The 18,200-nt window shown below is 64.4% G+C and carries 15 protein-coding genes and 1 tRNA gene; 7 read left to right on the top strand and 9 right to left on the bottom strand.

What is annotated here, in order from left to right; translation table 11 throughout:
• Positions 1-10: 10 nt before the first annotated feature.
• The 4 genes from ACK4IU_RS08690 (at position 11) to ACK4IU_RS08675 (ending at position 4,391) form a co-directional block, all read left to right on the top strand.
• On the top strand, positions 11-1,201 hold the full coding sequence (locus ACK4IU_RS08690; RefSeq protein ID WP_409733823.1) for a malate--CoA ligase subunit beta: 1,191 nt from the start codon (positions 11-13) through the stop codon (positions 1,199-1,201).
• Positions 1,201-2,094, top strand: coding sequence for a succinate--CoA ligase subunit alpha (gene sucD, locus ACK4IU_RS08685; protein ID WP_409733820.1), 894 nt, complete (start codon positions 1,201-1,203; stop codon positions 2,092-2,094). Before ACK4IU_RS08690 ends, sucD begins: the two co-directional genes overlap by 1 nt.
• 17 nt (positions 2,095-2,111) lie before the next feature.
• Entirely contained in the window at positions 2,112-3,083 is a 972-nt protein-coding gene (locus ACK4IU_RS08680) for a 2-hydroxyacid dehydrogenase (protein ID WP_409733818.1), read from the top strand.
• 738 nt (positions 3,084-3,821) lie between these two features.
• Positions 3,822-4,391 carry a recombinase family protein gene (locus tag ACK4IU_RS08675; RefSeq protein WP_409733816.1) on the top strand — a complete coding sequence of 190 codons (570 nt, stop codon included), beginning with the start codon at positions 3,822-3,824 and terminating at the stop codon, positions 4,389-4,391.
• Position 4,392: 1 nt separating this feature from the next.
• Here the strand turns inward: ACK4IU_RS08675 and ACK4IU_RS08670 are convergent, their stop codons facing one another.
• From ACK4IU_RS08670 to ACK4IU_RS08640, 7 genes are all read right to left on the bottom strand, one after another.
• Complete coding sequence (locus tag ACK4IU_RS08670) at positions 4,393-6,990, bottom strand: DEAD/DEAH box helicase (protein WP_409733814.1); 2,598 nt, start codon at positions 6,988-6,990, stop codon at positions 4,393-4,395.
• Positions 6,991-8,706: a site-specific DNA-methyltransferase gene (locus tag ACK4IU_RS08665; RefSeq protein ID WP_409733812.1), complete on the bottom strand. Its 1,716-nt coding sequence runs from the start codon at positions 8,704-8,706 to the stop codon at positions 6,991-6,993.
• 69 nt (positions 8,707-8,775) lie between these two features.
• Positions 8,776-9,720 (bottom strand): DUF3800 domain-containing protein, encoded by a 945-nt coding sequence (locus ACK4IU_RS08660; RefSeq protein WP_409733810.1) that lies wholly within the window; start codon positions 9,718-9,720, stop codon positions 8,776-8,778.
• Positions 9,721-9,776: 56 nt separating this feature from the next.
• The gene (locus ACK4IU_RS08655; protein ID WP_409733808.1) at positions 9,777-9,995 is read right to left on the bottom strand and encodes a hypothetical protein; all 219 of its coding nucleotides are present in this window, start codon (positions 9,993-9,995) and stop codon (positions 9,777-9,779) included.
• A gap of 344 nt (positions 9,996-10,339) precedes the next feature.
• On the bottom strand, positions 10,340-12,589 hold the full coding sequence (locus ACK4IU_RS08650; RefSeq protein ID WP_409733806.1) for a VapE domain-containing protein: 2,250 nt from the start codon (positions 12,587-12,589) through the stop codon (positions 10,340-10,342).
• Positions 12,590-12,771: 182 nt separating this feature from the next.
• Positions 12,772-13,983 carry a tyrosine-type recombinase/integrase gene (locus tag ACK4IU_RS08645; RefSeq protein WP_409733804.1) on the bottom strand — a complete coding sequence of 404 codons (1,212 nt, stop codon included), beginning with the start codon at positions 13,981-13,983 and terminating at the stop codon, positions 12,772-12,774.
• A gap of 166 nt (positions 13,984-14,149) precedes the next feature.
• Positions 14,150-14,226: transfer RNA gene (locus tag ACK4IU_RS08640), tRNA-Ile, on the bottom strand.
• A 120-nt stretch (positions 14,227-14,346) separates the two neighbouring features.
• Between ACK4IU_RS08640 and purM the strand changes: the two genes are divergently transcribed.
• Both purM and purN read left to right on the top strand, forming a co-directional pair.
• Positions 14,347-15,408: a phosphoribosylformylglycinamidine cyclo-ligase gene (gene purM / locus ACK4IU_RS08635; protein WP_409733802.1), complete on the top strand. Its 1,062-nt coding sequence runs from the start codon at positions 14,347-14,349 to the stop codon at positions 15,406-15,408.
• A complete protein-coding gene (gene purN / locus ACK4IU_RS08630; RefSeq protein ID WP_409733800.1) occupies positions 15,405-15,995 on the top strand; it encodes a phosphoribosylglycinamide formyltransferase in 591 nt (196 codons plus the stop codon). Before purM ends, purN begins: the two co-directional genes overlap by 4 nt.
• Here purN and ACK4IU_RS08625 read toward each other — a convergent pair.
• Entirely contained in the window at positions 15,983-16,348 is a 366-nt protein-coding gene (locus ACK4IU_RS08625) for a YbaN family protein (protein ID WP_409733798.1), read from the bottom strand. The two genes, purN and ACK4IU_RS08625, sit on opposite strands and share 13 nt — an antisense overlap.
• Before the next feature lie 133 nt (positions 16,349-16,481).
• On the opposite strand from ACK4IU_RS08625, the gene rnd reads away from it, so the two are divergent.
• Positions 16,482-17,636 carry a ribonuclease D gene (gene rnd / locus ACK4IU_RS08620; protein WP_409733796.1) on the top strand — a complete coding sequence of 385 codons (1,155 nt, stop codon included), beginning with the start codon at positions 16,482-16,484 and terminating at the stop codon, positions 17,634-17,636.
• Positions 17,637-17,711: 75 nt separating this feature from the next.
• Here rnd and ACK4IU_RS08615 read toward each other — a convergent pair whose 3' ends face one another.
• Positions 17,712-18,170: a hypothetical protein gene (locus ACK4IU_RS08615; RefSeq protein WP_409733794.1), complete on the bottom strand. Its 459-nt coding sequence runs from the start codon at positions 18,168-18,170 to the stop codon at positions 17,712-17,714.
• Positions 18,171-18,200 lie beyond the last annotated feature (30 nt).

The following is an 18,200-nucleotide window of genomic DNA, read 5'->3' as shown; positions in this document are numbered from 1 at the left end:
GGAGGAAGACATGGACATCCACGAATACCAGGCAAAGGAAATCCTTGCCAAGTTCGGCGTCACCGTGCCTGCCGGCGCGCTGGCCTACAGCCCCGAACAGGCCGCCTACCGGGCGCGGGAACTGGGGGGCGACCGCTGGATCGTCAAGGCCCAGGTCCACGCCGGGGGCCGCGGCAAGGCGGGGGGCGTCAAGCTCTGCAACTCCGAGCACGATATCCACGAGGCGACCGAAGGCATGTTCGGCCAGAAGATCGTGACGCACCAGACCGGGCCCGAAGGCAAGGCCATCTACCGCGTCTATGTCGAGCAGGCCGTCGAGTTCAATCGCGAAATCTACCTCGGCTTCGTGCTCGACCGCTCGTCCCAGCGGGTGATGATCGTGGCCTCGGGCGAGGGCGGCATGGAGATCGAGGAGATCTCGGCCACGCGCCCGGACTCGATCGTCCGCTCCACGGTGGAACCTGCCGTGGGTCTCCAGGAATTCCAGGCCCGCGAGATCGCCTTCAAGCTCGGCATCCCCGCCGCCCTGACGCAACAGATGGTCCGCACGCTGCAAGGCTGCTACCGCGCCTTCCGCGACCTCGACGCGACCATGGTCGAGATCAACCCGCTGGTCGTGACCGCCGACAACCGCATCCTCGCGCTCGACGCGAAGATGACCTTCGACACCAACGCGCTCTTCCGCCACCCGCAGATCGCCGAACTCCGCGACAAGAGCCAGGAGGACCCGCGCGAGAGCCGCGCCGCCGACCGGGGCCTCGCCTACATCGGCCTGTCGGGCAACATCGGCTGCATCGTGAACGGTGCGGGCCTGGCGATGGCGACGATGGACACGATCAAGCTGGCCGGGGGCGAACCCGCCAACTTCCTCGACATCGGCGGTGGCGCCACGCCCGAGCGGGTGGCCAGGGCCTTCCGCCTGGTGATGTCCGACAAGAACGTCCAGGCGGTCCTCGTGAACATCTTCGCCGGCATCAACCGCTGCGACTGGGTGGCGGAGGGCGTCGTGCAGGCGCTGAAGGCGGAACCCGTGGACGTGCCCGTGATCGTCCGCCTCTCGGGCACCAATGTCGAGGAAGGCCAGAAGATCCTCGCGCAATCCGGCCTGCCGATCATCCGCGCCAACACGCTGATGGAGGCCGCAGAACGCGCCGTGATCGCCTGGAAGAACGACCGCAAGCAACTGATGAGGGCCGTGTGATGAGCATCTTTCTCGACCGTTCCAGCCGCGTCGTCGTGCAGGGCATCACCGGCCGCATGGCGCAGTTCCACACCAAGGAAATGCTCGACTACGGCACCCAGGTCGTCGCGGGGGTGGTCCCGGGCAAGGGCGGGGAAACCGTCATGGGCATCCCCGTGTTCAACACGATGAAAGAGGCCGTCGCCGCCACCTCCTGCGACACCAGCCTCGTCTTCGTGCCGCCGCCGTTCGCTGCCGACTCGATCATGGAAGCCGCCGACGGGGGCATCCGCTACTGCGTCTGCATCACCGACGGGATCCCGGCGCAGGACATGATCCGCGTGAAGCGCTACATGCTGCGCTACCCCCGCGAACGCCGCATGGTCCTCACGGGCCCGAACTGCGCCGGCACCATCAGCCCCGGCAAGGCGCTTCTCGGCATCATGCCGGGCCACATCTACCTCCAGGGCCATGTCGGCATCGTCAGCCGCTCGGGCACGCTGGGCTATGAGGCCGCCCAGCAGCTGAAGGACCGGGGCATCGGCGTCTCGACCTCGGTCGGCATCGGCGGCGACCCGATCAACGGCTCGTCCTTCCGCGACATCCTCGAACGCTTCGAGGCCGACCCCGACACCCACGTCGTCTGCATGATCGGCGAGATCGGCGGGCCACAAGAGGCCGAAGCCGCCGAATACATCCAGAACCACATGACCAAGCCGGTCATCGCCTATATCGCGGGCCTCACCGCGCCGAAGGGCCGCACCATGGGCCACGCGGGCGCGATCATCTCGGCCTTCGGGGAAAGCGCGTCGGAAAAGGTGGAGATTCTCACCGCCGCCGGCGTTACCGTCGCCGAGAACCCGAGCGTGATCGGCGAGACCGTGGCCAAGGTCATGGCCAAGCGCGCCGCCTGAAAAGAGGGAAGGGGAGGATGAACAAGCCCAAGGTCCTGGTCACGCGCCGCTGGCCGCAGGCGGTCGAGGCGCGGATGGCCGCGAACTTCGATGTCGATCTCAACCCGGCCGACAAGCCGCTCACCGAGGCCGACTTCCGCGAGGCGATGACCCGTTACGACGCCATCCTCCCCACCGTCACCGACAGGTTGCCCGCCACGGTTTTCGCGGCGGGGACCCCGCGCACGCGCATCCTCGCCAACTATGGCGTTGGCTTTTCCCACATCGACACCCAGGCCGCCAGGGCGCGCGGGATTGCCGTCACCAACACGCCCGACGTGCTGTCGGAATGCACCGCCGACATCGCGATGACGCTGATGCTGATGGTCGCGCGCCGGGCGGGCGAGGGCGAGCGGGAACTGCGCGAGGGCCGCTGGACCGGGTGGCGCCCGACCCATCTGATCGGCACCAAGGTCTCGGGCGCGACGCTCGGCATCATCGGCTTCGGCCGCATCGGGCAGGCCATGGCGCAGCGGGCGCATTTCGGCTTCGGCATGAAGATCCTGGTGCAGAACCGCTCCGCGGTCGCCGCGGAGGTGCTGGCGCGCTACAACGCGGTCCAGGTCCCCACGATCGAGGACCTGCTGCCCCAATGCGATTTCGTCTCGCTCCACTGCCCCGGCGGTGCCGCAAACCGCCACCTCATCAACGCCCGGCGGCTGGACCTGATGAAGCCTACGGCCTTCCTCATCAACACCGCCCGCGGCGAGGTGGTGGACGAACACGCGCTGGCCCAGTCGCTCTGGTTCGGCACCATCGCCGGCGCGGGGCTCGATGTGTTTGAACGCGAACCGGCCATTCCCGACGCGCTGCTGCACGCCGACAACCTGGTCCTGCTGCCTCATCTCGGTTCTGCCACGCGCGAGACGCGCGAGGCTATGGGCTTCCGCGTGCTGGAGAACCTGACCGCCTTCTTCGAGGGGCGCGAGCCGCAGGACCGGGTCGCCTGATCAGGCAGATGGTAGGCCCGGAGGATTCCGCAGCCCCTTGATGCAACTCGCAAAAGTGCCGGATACCAACAAAAATACCAACAAAATCTGCGATTTTTACCGGGTTCGTCCGAGTGTTGCTATACCAACACATAGTCGCCGTGTTGGTATCGCGCAACTCACATCAGAAGCCGGTGCCGTCGCCAAAGACCATCCAAGCTGATCACAGAAGGCGGGGACAGGGTGGCGACAGATTGCGACAACGCGCGACAAATCGCAACAGTTGCCACGGCAAGGCGGAGGACCACGCGACCGACACGACAGCACCCTTAAGGGCTGTCGTCTGTCGCGCTCCAATGCCCGGACATGGAAGGAAAGATCGAACAGGGACCATTTGGCCCGGTGATTGGCTGCGGCCGAACATGGGTCCCTTCTGGCGGGGTGGCCTAGGCAGGATTTTCGGAAAGTTGGGGCCAGTTCAACTGCCCGAAAATCGAAATCGCGCGATCTTCGCGGGTCGGCGTCCCCGCCCGGCGCACCCCCATCCCAGGAAGGACCCGAAGCCAAGGATGCGGCACAGGCGATGATGCGCCCTGTTCTATCTTTCTTGTAGCCCATCAGAGCGGCAGGGCGTCCGATTTGAGTATACTCGGGCGGGACGCTCGAAAGTTGCCCGAAAGTGTCCGAATAGACTTGTGGAATCAATTTTCGGACGATACCGATTAATCGGACAGTCTATCGGGACACAAGGAGGCAGATGTGGGCGAGTTGATCGGGTATGCGCGGGTTTCGTCGGTCGGGCAGAAACTGGACGTGCAGCTTGCCGCGCTGAGGGCGGCGGGCGTCAGTGACGAACACCTTTACAGCGAGAAGGCGAGCGGCACGAAGCGCGACGGCAGGCAGGCGCTGGACGATCTTCTGACGCGCGGCATCCGCAAGGGCGACACGCTTGTTGTGACGCGCCTTGACCGGTTGGCACGCTCCACCCGCGACTTGCACAACATCGCCCATGTCCTGACGACAAAGGGTGTCGGCTTGCGCGTGCTGGAACAGGCCATTGATACCACGACGCCGGAAGGGCGCATGTTCTTCACCATGCTGTCCGCGGTGGCCGAGTTCGAAACCGAAATCCGCAAGGCGCGTCAGCGCGAGGGCATAGACGCGGCACTGGCCAAGGGCACAGACTCCCCCTTCAAGGGCAGGCCAGCGACGATAGAAGGCGAGAAGGTGAACGCCCTGCGCGCGAAAGGCATGACCCCCACGGCCATTGCCAAGGCGCTGGGCGTGGCGCGGTCCAGCGTCTATCGCTACCTGCAAGAGGCGTCCTGAGTCACCGCGCCAGAAGCGCCGGTAGCCTTTCCGGAATGTCCTCCATCAGCACCAGCGCGCATTCCACCGTCTCGCCGGTCATCGCAATCTGTAGCTGCCCCGCGGGCACCGCCTGATCCCAGGAGAAGTTCTGTGTGAGGAAGTCCAGCACGTCGCGCTTGTAATCGGTGTCGGGGTTTTGCAGGTGGTCGCCCTTGGTTTCCAGAACCACGATCCGCCCAGCGCCTGCGTTGCCGCCCGTGGCAAAGATGAAGTCCGGGTAGATGCGCCCGCGCTTCCAGCCTTGCAGGCCCATGCCATAGCCTGCCTTGGCCACGTTTCGATGCCACCACTTCACCGTGGCGTCTCCGTCCAGATGCACCGCCACGTTCTGTTCCTGCCCGTTCAACTCGTTGCGGAACACCGGGGAAAACAGGCTGCGGGTCAGCGCACCGCCGTCGCCACCCGTCAGATGCGGCGCATTCGCCGCCTCCAGGGTCAGCATGTGGTCGGGCATCGGCCAGTTGTGACCGTCGAGGCGCAGGCGGAATTGAATGTCGCCCGCCTTGACCGCTGCGCGGAACAGGGCTTCGGCCCGCGCATCGCGTTCCTTGGTCAGGGCCAGCCGCAGCCGGTCGATGATGACGCCCGATGCCGCGCCCAGCTTGGCCGTATCGAAGCCGCGGGCTTCCAGCCCCGCCACCAGATCGGCCACGATCCGGCGTGCGACAAAGGGGTTGGGCACCAGATCGGAGATCACCCGCACCGCGTAGGTGGGATCGAAGCGCAGGGTCTCCGCCGCCGCCGCTACGATTTCGCCCCGAAAATACTCATCCGCCCCGGCATCGGTCAGGGCGATGCGCTGCAACTGCGTCGCCACTTGGGCGGGGTTGTCCGGTATCTCGGCCGCCACGGCGGCGGGGGAGAAATCGCGCCAGTCGATGCCCGCCAGAATGTCGGTCTCGTAATCGAGGTCGCGCACCGCGCCGCCTTCCACCCGCAGCACCCGTGGCAGGTAAATTTGCAGGTTGCGGAATTGCGCCCGCCGCTCCACCCGCCGCGCCGTGCCGGGGGCGACAGCGGCACCGCCCTGCGGCACCTCGATCACCAGATCGGCCAGCCCGTCCTTTTCCAGCCCGGCCTTGATCGCCTCCACCACCGCCTGCGTTGCGGCGTGATGCGTGACCACATAGCATTCGTCCAGCGCCGCCACGCCGGTTTTCAGCGCGTGCGGCTGGCGCAGGATGCGGCCCACAAGCTGCGTCATGGCCGACAGGTTCGAGGCCGCCGCCAGCGAACACAGCACATAGGCGAAGGGGCAATCCCAACCCTCTTGCAGCGCGGCCTTGGTCACGATCACCCGCACGCGGTTGGTGGGCGACAGAAGGTCCAGGTTCTCGGGCTGGGTCAGATCGTTCTGTTCGGCGGTCTTGATGGCCACCTCGGCCGCGTCCAGCCCTGCGGCCAGCAGCCATTCCTTCACGTCCTCGGCATGGATGTGCAGCCCGTCGCGCTGATCCTTGCCGGTGCGTTCCACCTGCACCAGCATGATGGGGCGGATGTAGCCCTGCGCCCCCTTGTCCGCCCCATAGGCCAGCGCCGACGCCTGCACATCGTTCAGCCGCCCCAGCGCCGCCGTCAGCGTGCCGCGCCAGTCGGTGCCCTGCCGCGGGTCCAGGTTCAGCGGCATCTTGATCATGTCCTCGGCATGCAACTCGCGCCCCGTCACCTCGACCAGCAGGTTCGCGTGCCGCGTGCCCCCGGCGCGGGTGCGCACATCCTTGGGCGTGGCGGTCAGTTCCAGCACGAAGATCGGGTTGAACCCGTAAAGCGTGTCATGCGCCAGTTCGGACGTGGCCTTCTGCCCCTCGTCCATCACCACAACCGGCCTGATCTTGCGCAGCGCGTTGCCAAGCGAGTCCTTCACCATCGGGAACATGCCCTGATACCCGTCCAGGTTCGGCACGGCCGCCAGTTCGCGGGCATGCGCCGCCTGATCGCCCTCGGGCGGAAAGAACCCGTGCACGTCGCCCCGGTCGCGGAACATCCGCAGCGTTTCCTGCGTCTGCCGGTTCGCCGCCTGCAACATCAGCACCATGACGCAGAGGTTCGCCGCCACGTCGCGCGCATCCAGCCGGTCGCCCTTTTCCATCACCTTCACCCGCCCCGCCGCCGCGCGGTCCAGCGCCTGCCGATAGGGGTGCTGGCGGTCCTTGAGGTGCTTCAGCGTCTGGGAATAGATCGCCTCGTTCGGCACGATCCACAGCACGAACCCGGTGTTCCTGCCCAGATAGCGCCCCATGATCCGGCTGACGGCATTGACCGCCAGCCAGGTCTTGCCGCCGCCCGTGGGCACCTTCAGCGTGGCATTGGGCACCGCCCGCCCGATGCCGTCCTTGCGTGGGGAAAAGGGGATGCCCGCGCGCGAGGCTGGCAACCGCCCCGCCGCCTGCATGTTCGCCCAGGCGGTCGCGGTGAAATCCAGCGCCGGGATCGGCAGGCCGGGGTTGGCGGCGCGCAGCGCCTCCACCTGATCCGCCTCGGCCTTGCGCGCCTTGAGCTCGTCCAGCCAGGCATCCAGCGTGTCCAGCACCCGGACCTGAAAATCCAGCGTGCGCATCTACGCCCGCTCCAGCCGGTAGAGCGCGAAGGGCAGGGGCACGAATTCCACCGCCAGCCCCTCGGCATCCAGCAGGCGCTGCGAGACATGCCGCGCAGGGGCAAAGACAAGGTGCCGGTCGCCGGGGTGTTCCGCCGCCCGGTCCCGCGCATAGGTCAGCGTCAGCGCGGCGGCGGGGGATTTCAGCCAGTCCAGATCGGGGCGGTAGATCAGCCAGACATGCGCGCCGCCCGCAGGACCGACATAGCCGCGCCCCTCGTCCATCTGCGCGGGGTTCAGCGGCTGCGCGGTCGCCATGTGGAACAGCACGCCCGCCAGTGCCGCAAAGGACGGCAGGTCCGCGCCTTGCAGGATCGCGTCCAGTTCCACCGGCGCGCCCAGCGTGCAATAGGTGAATTCGCCCCCCAGCCCGGACTTCAAAGGTTCACTCATCGCGCCCGGAACACCAGCTTGGACCCGCGCAACTCGCTCGCGCGTAAGTTCGTCCGCGTAATTCTCACCCTCGACAAGAATGAAACGTCGTTGTCCTTCGTCCTTTGCATTAAGATTCATCACCGCATGCGCTGTGGTTCCAGACCCAGCAAAGCTGTCGAGAACAAACGAGTTGCGTTTTGTAGCGTAGGAGAGGATTTTTTCAACCAACTGTGTCGGCTTCGGTGTATCAAACACCTTCTTCCGATCTGGAAATATGTCACGCAATTCGTATGCGGCTGCTCGTCCATCAAGTTCAATCACGCTTGGCAATTTATCTAAAAAGTCTTTGGCGTAGACTTTCAGTTCAATTATCTTTTCGTGATCATCACCAAAAATAATCTTGTCTTGCTGCAAAAGTTCTCGCATTGTTTCTTCTGGGAATCGATACCCCATCAATGGCTGTTTGCAGGGCTTACCGGTCCGGGGATGAATTACATCGTATCTATAGCCTTCCCTTCCAGGGTTGTGGACGCTTTGGCTTCCTGTGAAGATGCCGTCCTTGTCGATGTATTTGTATCGATCAAGTGGCCACAACTCACCTTTGTGCTCGCGAAACCACTGCGTATAGGCAGATTGCAGCGCATTTTGATCAGGAAAGCCTCGCACAAATTCTTCACCAATGCGCACAAGAAGGTCCTTCACTTCTGAAAATGTAGACTTCCAAATCTTCTCAACGGAATTCTTGTTTTTTGAGAAACAAAGGATGTATTCATGTTCAACCGCAATCCGAGTAGGATTGTTGTCCGTTACGTTCTTCCAAATTATTGTTCCAATCCAATGCGATGAATCGCCGGATATTTCGTCCATCATGAGGCGAAGATTATACAGTTCATTGTCATCAATGCAGACGAATATGACTCCATCTTCCGCCAGCAACTCATGCAGCAACCGCAGCCTTGGCCACATCATCGCGCACCATTTGTCGTGGCGCAGGCCGTCCTCGATGCCGATGGGGTTGGCATCCAGCCATTCCCGGATCATCGGCGCGTTCACGTTGTCGTTGTAGCACCAGCCCTCGTTGCCGGTGTTGTAGGGCGGGTCGATGAAGATGCAGTCCACGCGCCCCGCATACATCGGCAGCAGCGCCTTCAACGCATGCAGGTTGTCGCCCTGCACGATCAGGTTGCCGTCCAGCCGCGGCGCGCCGATACCCTTTCCGGGGTGCATCACCAGCGGCCGGAACGGCACGGCAAGGTGGTGATTCCACACGAATTCCTTGCCCTTGAACAGCAGTTCCGTCATCCCCCGCCCCCCTGCGCCGTCTTTGCCCCCTTAGACCATTTCCCGCCGCCCCCGGGCAAGCCGAAACCTTCAAGCCCCACGCGACCACAGGCGTTGCGCTTGCGTGAAAGTCTGCGCGGCCTTTTGCGCCTTGCGGGATTTCAGCCAGCCCATGTCATAGCCGAAATGTTCAAAGAACGCAGCCTGAGCGGGTGTCAGCAGATGCACCGCCTGCAAGGGGGGAAAGAACGTCACCCCCTCGCCATCCCGCCGTGTCTGGCGTCCACTCGTCGTCCTGCGCTCGGCCATGAGCGGGCGCAGGTGCAACGCCACCTTGTCGGCATGGTGGGGCGAGGCTTGCTCGACCGACTGGAAGAACGCGCTGACCAGCACATCGGCCAGTTGCAGCCCGGCAAGCTGTGACGCCGGGGCGCGGTCGATCAGGCTGTAGCGCAGCACGGCCGGGTCGATGTCGCGCGTATCCAGCCAAGTGGTGCCCGCCGTGGCCTGATTGATCTTTTGCTGGATGTAGGCCTTGAACCGCCCAAAATGGTGCCCCCTGCGGCTGGCCATGACGATACGCAGGACGGGGTTTACGATCCCGTGGCGCTGGGCGTGATGGGCGACATAATGCGTCACCCGTTCCAGCAGCAGCCGCACAACCCAGTTGTAAAGATAGTCGCGCGGATTGCCCGATGCCGCCGCCGCGCGCGGGTTGTGGTGGTTCAGCATGGTCTGCTTGAGCGAACAGACGACAAAGCCCCGCGCGGGATTGCCTTTGCTGGCCAGCGTCTGCGTAGCCAGCGCCCGGCTTGCCGGTTTCAGATTGCGGAAATGCAGCACGCCGCCCGGTTTCTGCCCTATGGCGCGCAGGATTTCATCCCTGCGCCGATCCAGATCGGGTTCCGCCTCGGCCCGGACCAGATAGCCGCCCAGGCAAAGCCATTCCGAGTTTCCATCCGGGGTTTCCGGTTTCAGGCGTTCAACCTTGTCGTCGCCCGCCTCGTCAATGAACAGGGTGTAATGGTAATCCAAACCGGGTCCTTGTGCGGGGATAGACGATCATCTGGCGGTTGCGCCGGATCGTCAAGTTACACCAGCGGTTCATCTTTCAGCGCGGCTTGGTAGCAGCCCCAGACGAAGCGCGCGGCAATCATGGCGTCCCTGTCGCCTTTCCGTTTCAGATAGGCCCGGAGATCGGCCCAAGTCCGAACATCGGGCATGTTGCGGTCGCCCAGCGCATCCTTCACGAAAGGTGCGAATTCGGGTTCCCAGGACTGGGGCATGCGCAGGTATTCGATAAAGGTCATGGTGCGTTACTCCGCTGTGCGGGTGGCGTGATTGCGCCCAATCGTGAACCCAGTGAACCCGATGAACCCCCGTTTCCTATATTGCCGCCCGAGACGCGCAGCCCGCCGCTCCGGCCCCACCGCTGCCGTTCCATCGCCAAGGGTTTTGGTAGAGCCATATGGGTTCACTGGGTTCGCTACCGGTGCAAAGCACTGGAAAGGCGTATGAAAATGCTGAACCCAAGCGCCATTCCCTGCGTTCACGCCGGGTTCACCCGGTTCACCTTTCCAAAGAGCAAACGCGCTGCAACCGATGACCCGGCAAAAGCGATGCACGGTCGCAGGTGATGATTGAACCTTCCGCATCACGGCCGCACCCAACGGTTGCCGCGTCCGGTATGCTTGGATTTCCAGCCAAGCATTCTCAGCGTGCCTGCAACATGTTTGGCATTTGTGCCGTTCTGCTTTTCAATCGGGATGCGCAGAAGCGTCAGCACCTCGGCAACCGTCACGCTGTCCTTCGGTTGCCGGTCAAAGCCGTCACCTTCGGTCAAGCCGTCCAGGATGCGCCGGATAGGCTGTTCCCACGGGTGTTCTTCGCGGGCTGCCTCTTGCTCAATCGCTGCCTGCCGTTCCAGATCGGGCGGCAAGTGCCACGCTTCACCGGCCCGGAAGGCTGCGACTGCCTCAGCGAATAGCTGTTCCCGATCTGCGGCAAGCGCCTCAGTCTCGATCTTCGCGCCGCAGGTCACAGGCCAGAAGCGCCGCCCGCCGCTGGCATCCCGGAGGAAGGCGGTTTCATTCGTGGTGCCCACAAAGACGCATTGGCGCGGCACAATGTCAGCCCGGCGCGCATATGGGGCGCGGATTTCATCGGTTGCCCGAGTCAGGAAGGCTTTCAAATCTTCCGCCTCTGCCTTGCGCGAAGGGGCGAGTTCGGCCAGTTCCACCAGCCAATGCCCGCGAAGGTATAGCCCGGCTTCCCGCGCCCCGTCGCGGATCGAGGGCATGTTGTCGCCTGACCAGTCACCGCCCAGAATGCGGCAGGCTGTGGATTTCCCGATGCCTTGCGCCCCGCCCAGCACAAGAACATGATCGTGCTTGCAGCCCGGCCGCATGACGCGCGCGACCATCGCCACCAGGAAGGCGCGCCCCACGGCACGGGAATAGGGGGAAGCGTCGACGCCAAGGTAACGGGTCAGCCATGAGTCAAGGCGCGGCTTGCCGTCATGGCGCAGCGACTCCAGCCAATCCTTGACCGGGTGATAGCGGTTCAACTCGGCAACCGCCCGAACCGCGCCCGCGGTCAGGTCTGCCCCTACATTGTGCATTCCGGCCTGTTCAATCGCCACGCGGATCAAGCCCAGATCGGCATCATTGATCGGCCCGGCGCGCCATTCGTCTTGGCCGGTCATATCGTTCTTGCGGATCGAATAGCCTTGATCCCGGTTCACGTTGCGCAAAACCAGAATGGCATTGTGCAGCGTCGGTTTCATTTCCCCGTTCTTGGCGGTGATTATTCCGATCTTCGCTTGTTTCGTTTCCGTAGGAAGTGCAGGCAGATCGTCAAAGTCGCTTTCGCAGAATCCAACCGATTGCCGTTCCCAACCATAGGCTTTTGCGAATTCAAAAAGCGTCCCTATGCCGATCTTGCCCGGCTTGAATGAACGCCAGCGCCCCCAGCAATCTTCCTCACCTTTGTATTTTTCGGACTGTGCAGACCATTCGTGAAATAGCTTGAAACCTTCCCTGCTTCCCCAGAATTCAGAGTGAAGCGCCATGCCTATGTCGACCCAGCTTTTCCGATCAATCCCGCTATCAATCAAGAAAAGCGCCCGCCGCACTTCGGCCCGGTCAGCCGGTTCCCGGAAAAGGTCCGAAAGATCGGTGGTCGACTTCCCCGGCTTGGGCTGCGGCCCGATCGAGGCAACGCCCGACACGCGGTCAAGCGGTTGCCCTTCCACAAGGAAGGATTCCGGGGGGCGTTCGGCCAAGCCGCCGAAGTAATAGGACTGCGACGGGGTGAAGGACTCGGTTGCGAGGATGCCCCCAAGCGCGCCATTCAAGCGGGCACAAAGGGCTTCCCGTTCGGCCGGTTCCACCTGCCGCGCCAGAGGCGCAAGGACGCGCCAGCGGGGCGCTTGTGCGGTGTGACTGGGGGTGGTGTAGATCAGGGATGCAATGCCCGCCCGGCGCAGCCGTTCGGCCGCTTGCCGTGGTGATACTGCGCCCGCGTCATAGTCGCCTTCCACGCCCGACACGCGCAACAGGTTGGCATCGTGGCGCAGGCTGCCCTTGTCGGTTCGGGCATCCCCGAAGGTTGCCAGCTTGACCAGGGGCAGGGCTGCCTTGTCGCGCGCCGTGGTGCTGTTCAGCCGGTCTTGGAGTTGCCGAAGGCTCAGGTGATTCGGTTCGATCCGTTGTGCCTTCACGTCTGCGAACAGCGAGACGGCAAGGGGCAGATCGCAGCCGGAATTATCCGCAGTCGCGCGGTTAATATCAGCCGTCAATAAGTCCCCATGCGTTTCAGTGCATCCCAGAAGGTCGCTCAGATCAGTTGCACTGATATTGAAATGGGCTTGCGCCATCGGGCGCGTTTCGGTATATTCCTGCATATCAACTCACTTCCGCTTCTCATTGAAAGCCCCGCCAGTTTTGCCGCTGCGGGGCTTTCTTCATTCCTGCATTTTACAGGCCCGGTTATATTCGGAGAAGCGGAATTTGAATTTCACATAAAATGAGAAAGGCCGCACTCATATTGTGCGGCCCCATACGTTTCAATGTGTCTCTGTTCGTCTCAGGAAAGCAGATCGGTTAAATCTGTGTCTGACTTTTTATTCACCGATTGACTTTCTTTCTTGTCCAGAAGGTCAGAATACCAGCACATCATGCGCCGCCGTTCTTCAAGGTAGAGTGCCGCGTTATAGGCGCTGCGAACCTCATTGGCGGGGACGTGGGCAAGCTGCCGCTCGATTGCATCGGCGCGCCACAGGCCCGACTCGTTCAGGATGGTCGACGCGGTGCTGCGGAAGCCGTGAACCGATGCGCGGGAATGGTAGCCCAGCCGGTAAAGCCCATAGATCAGCGTGTTTTCGGAAACCGGCTTGTGCCCGGACTGGCCCGGCAAGACCCATGGCGAACCGCCCGCCAAGTCCTTGAGTTCCGCGAACATGGCCTGCACTTGCGGGGACAGGGGGACGATGTGTTCCTTGCGCATCTTCATCTTTTCAGCGGCAATGCGCCATGTGTCCCCGTCCAGTTCATCCCAAGTTGCCAGCCGCAGTTCGGCGGTGCGAACAAAGGTGTGCGCGATGATCTTCAAGCCGAGAGCCGTTGCCCGGTCCCCGCTGTAGGTTTGCAGGGCCTTGAGGAAGTCGGGCAGTTGATCTTCCTTCAAGGCTGCCCGGTGCTGTTGCCGGGGTGCAGACTTCATCGCGCCTGCGAGGGGCGCGGCAGGGTCAGAGGAAGCCCAGCCGTTCGCCACCGAAAAGCGAAAGATCGCGCTCATGGTCTGGCGCAGCCGTTTTGCCATTTCGAGGGCGTTGCGGTTTTCCACGTCGCGCAACAGGGCCAAGACTTCGGCAGGGGTGATCGCTGCCACGTCCTTTGCGCCGATCTTGGGGAACACGTCCGCGTCAAGGCGCGACCAGATACGCGCCGCATAGCCGCTGACCCATTGGGCTTCCCGCGCGTTGAACCATTCCCGCGCTGCGTCTTTGAAGGGCTTCACGGGCGCAGCGCCTGCCGCCGTGCCTTCCTTCGCGGCCGGGTCAATCCCCGCTGCCATCTTGTCCTTGAGTTCCGCAGCTTTCAGGCGGGCAGTCGCAAGGGAAACATCGGGGTATGATCCGAAGGCAGCGGTGCGCTGTTTCGCCTGCCAGCGATAGTTCATGCGCCACAGTTTTGAACCGCCTGGCGTCACTTGCAGGAAGAGTCCGCGCCCGTCCGACAGCTTCTGAACCTTCGCGGCAGGCTTGGCGGCGCGGCATTGGGCATCGGTCAAGGGCATGGCTGCGACTCCGTTTGTTGGTATCGCGGGCATCAGACCAACAACTCATACCAACAAAAGACGGGACGCATGGGGACGCATCGCGCGGTATGGGGACGCAAGAATGAGGTAAACCACTGTTTTTAAGTGGATTACCTTCAATCTGGGATGCATGGGGATGAATTTTTGGTAGGCCCGGAGGGACTCGAACCCCCAACCAAGGCGTTATGAGCGCCCTGCTCTAACCAATTGAGCTACAGGCCCGTAGCCGGACCCTGCCTAGCAGAACCGGGCGGGCGGTCAAGCGGGCGGGCGCGCGTTGCACGCCTGCGGGCAATCGTCTATGCGGGCCGCAGGATCGATTCCGCGCGAAGGGGCAGGCAGATGACCACGGGGCACAACGGACTGACCTATGCCGATGCCGGCGTGGACATCGACGCCGGAAACGCGCTGGTGGACCGGATCAAGCCGGCGGCTAAGGCCACGAACCGGCCCGGCACGATGGGGGGCCTCGGCGGCTTCGGCGCGCTCTTCGACCTCAAGGCCGCGGGCTACCGGGACCCGATCCTCGTCGCCGCGACCGATGGCGTTGGCACCAAGCTGCGCATCGCCATCGACACCGGCCATGTCGACACGATCGGCGTGGACCTCGTGGCCATGTGCGTCAACGATCTCGTCTGCCAGGGGGCGGAGCCGCTGTTCTTCCTCGACTATTTCGCCACCGGCAAGCTTGAGGTCGATCAGGCCGCCCGCATCGTCGAGGGCATCGCCAAGGGCTGCGCGGACTCGGGCTGCGCGCTGATCGGCGGCGAGACGGCCGAGATGCCGGGCATGTATCAAAAGGGCGATTTCGACCTGGCCGGCTTCGCCGTTGGCGCCATGGAGCGCGGGCAGGACCTGCCGCGCGGCGTGGCCAAAGGTGACGTCCTGCTCGGCCTCGCCTCGTCGGGCGTCCATTCCAACGGCTACAGCTTCGTGCGCAAGGTGGTGGAGCTGTCCGGCCTCGGCTGGGACGCGCCCTCGCCCTTCTGCGAGGGCAGCCTCGGCGCGGCGCTGCTGACGCCCACCCGGCTTTACGTCCGGCAGGTGCTGGCCGCCATCCGGGCGGGCGGCGTCCACGGCCTCGCCCATATCACCGGCGGCGGGCTGACGGAGAACCCGCCCCGCGTCCTGCCCGCCCCTACTGAAAACGGGGGGCTGGCCTGCGAGATCGACCTTGGCGCCTGGGACCTGCCGCCGGTGTTCCGCTGGCTGGCCACCACCGCGAACATGGCGGAACCGGAACTGCTCAAGACCTTCAACTGCGGCATCGGCATGATCCTTGTGGTCGCCGAGGATCGGGCTGACGCCCTCACCGCGCTGTTGCAGGCCGAGGGCGAGACGGTGACCCGCCTCGGCCGGATCGTGGAAGGGCAGGGTGTGATCTACCGGGGCCGGCTGTTGTGACGCGCGTCGCCATCCTGATTTCCGGGGGTGGCTCGAACATGCTGGCCCTGGTCAGGGACATGCGGCAGGGCGGTTACGCCGAACCCGTCCTCGTCGCCGCGAACGATCCGCTCGCGGGTGGCCTTGCCAAGGCCGCGGCACTGGGCATACCGACCGTCGCGGTGGATCACCGCCCCTTCGGCCGCGACCGCGAGGGCTTCGAGGCCGCGCTTGCCGCCCATATCGACGCCGCCCGGCCCGACATCCTGTGCCTCGCTGGCTTCATGCGCATCCTGACGCCCGGCTTCATCGCCCGCTATGAGGGGCGGATGCTGAACATCCACCCCTCGCTGCTGCCGAAATATCCCGGCCTGCACAGCCACGCCCGCGCGCTGGCCGCCGGCGACAGCCATGCCGGCTGCACCGTCCACGAAGTCACCGCTGACCTTGACTCGGGCCCGATCCTCGGCCAGGCGCGTGTGCCCGTCCTGCCCGGCGATACCGAGGCCACGCTCGCCGCCCGCGTGCTGGAAGAGGAGCACCGCCTCTACCCCGCCGTCCTGCGCCGCTTTGTCCAGGGCGACCGGACGCCGGTCTACCTGGACTGAGGCCCGTCCGGCCGCGTCAGGATGAAGGCGCAGCCCGTCGCGATCAGAAGACCCTGCGCCAACAGGATCTTCCAGCCCAGCCCCAGGATCAGCGACAGGCCGAAGACCGCCGCCATGCTGCCCACCGCCACCCGCTTGGCCGGGCGCGAAATGGCGCCGTTCTCCTCCCAGTTGCGGATTGGCGGGCCGAAAGTCGGATGCGCCAGCAGCCAGCGATGCAGCCGGGGCGAGGATTTCGCAAAGCACCCGGCGGCCAGCAGCAGAAAGGGAGTGGTCGGCAGGACGGGCAGCACCACGCCCAGAAGCCCCAGCCCCAGGAACAGGAACCCCGCCAGAAGCCAGAGCCCGCGCATCACCGTCCCCCCATGTTCCGCGCCACTTGTTCACGCGCCGCCGGCCTCTGCAAGCCCGCCCTTTCCTTTTCCGCCCCAAAGCCCTAAGACGCGGCTGCACAGGCGGGATGACCCCGCGACGAAAGGACGGCACATGCGCACGATCACCACCACCGAAGACCTCGCCGCATACTGCGCGCTTGCCAAGAGCCAGCCCTTCGTCACCCTCGACACCGAATTCCTGCGCGAACGCACCTACTGGTCCAAGCTCTGCCTGATCCAGATGGCCCTGCCCGGCGCGGGCGAGGCCGTCCTGATCGACCCGATCGAGGGGCCGGACATGTCGCTGGAGCCGCTCTACGACCTCTTCCGCCACGAGGCGACGGTCAAGGTCTTCCACGCCGCCCGGCAGGATCTGGAGATCTTCTTCGTCGAGGGCGGGGTGTTCCCCAAGCCCCTGTTCGACACCCAGGTCGCCGCCATGGTCTGCGGCTTCGGCGAACAGGTGGGCTACGAGACCCTGGTCAAGAAGATCGCCCGCGCCGATCTCGACAAGACCTCGCGCTTCACCGACTGGTCGCGTCGGCCGCTGTCGGACGCACAGAAGGAGTACGCGCTGGCCGATGTGACCCACCTGCGGGTGATATACGAATGGCTGGCCGCGCAGCTGAAGAAGAACGGCCGCGCCGAGTGGGTGGCCGAAGAACTCGCCGTCCTGACCGATCCGGCGACCTATACCATCCACCCCGATGAGGCCTGGCAGCGGATCAAGACCCGCACGACCTCGGGCCGCTTCCTGGCCGTGGTCAAGGCGCTGGCCCGCTTCCGCGAGGCCTATGCCCAAGGTCAGAACGTGCCGCGCAGCCGCGTGATGAAGGACGATGCACTGCTGGAGCTTGCCTCGACCCGGCCCACCACGGCCGAGGAACTGGGCCGCTCGCGTCTCCTCTTGCGCGAAGGCCGCAAGCCCGAGATCGCCGAGGGTATCCTGGCCGCGGTGAAAGAGGGCCTGGAGATGCGGCCCGAGGATATCCCGCGGGTCGAAAACGGGCGCGAGCAGTTGCAGGTCAACCCCGCGCTGGCCGACCTGCTCCGCGTGCTGCTCAAGGCCAAGTCGGAAAGCCTGGGGGTCGCCCCTCGGCTGATCGCCTCCTCGGCCGATCTCGACCTGATCGCCGCGGGCGAACGCAACGTGCCTGCCCTCAGCGGCTGGCGGCGCGAAGCCTTTGGCGAGGATGCGATGCGTCTCTGCAAGGGTGAGATCGCCCTTTCTGTTAAAGGCAGCGAGGTTCGGGTGGTCCAGCTCTGACGCGGCAGCGCGTCGTCGGTAGCATCACGTTTCGCGCAAGCCGCGACGAGGCGACGCAGTCGCGCGAGGAGCCGCCTAGCGCCGCGAGGCCCGCGCGTTCGTGGCGCCCTGCACCACGATTTCGCGCACGTTCTCCAGCTTGACGTTCGAGATGTAGATCGCCACGTCCACCTGCCGCGATTGCGGGGTATTGGCGGCGGTCTTCGTCGTCGGGGGCGCGACCCGGAATTCGTAAACCAGCGTGCCGCCCTCGGTCAGCGGTTGCGGCACCAACTCGGCGTTCCAGTAGCCCTGCACCGGCATCTGGCCCCGCGCTCGGACGATGGCGCCGCCGGGCATCGGCTCTACCGCCATCGTCATGACGACTTCGGCAAGCTGACGATCATCGGCTTTCGCTGCCGGCAGGCTGACCTTCGCGCGCGGCTCGGATTTGCGGAACCAGTTGAAGGGGTTCAGCTTGCTTTGCCGCAGCCCGCCACAGCCGGCAACGGCAAGGGCAAGACCAAGGACGAGGTGACGGCGGGACAGGGACATGGAGCGATCTTCCTGATGCGTTGCCTCTTG

The organism is Tabrizicola flagellatus, from assembly GCF_046295235.1.
GTDB classification, from domain to species: domain Bacteria; phylum Pseudomonadota; class Alphaproteobacteria; order Rhodobacterales; family Rhodobacteraceae; genus Tabrizicola; species Tabrizicola flagellata_A.
This window is presented reverse-complemented; position numbering and strand designations above follow the sequence as displayed.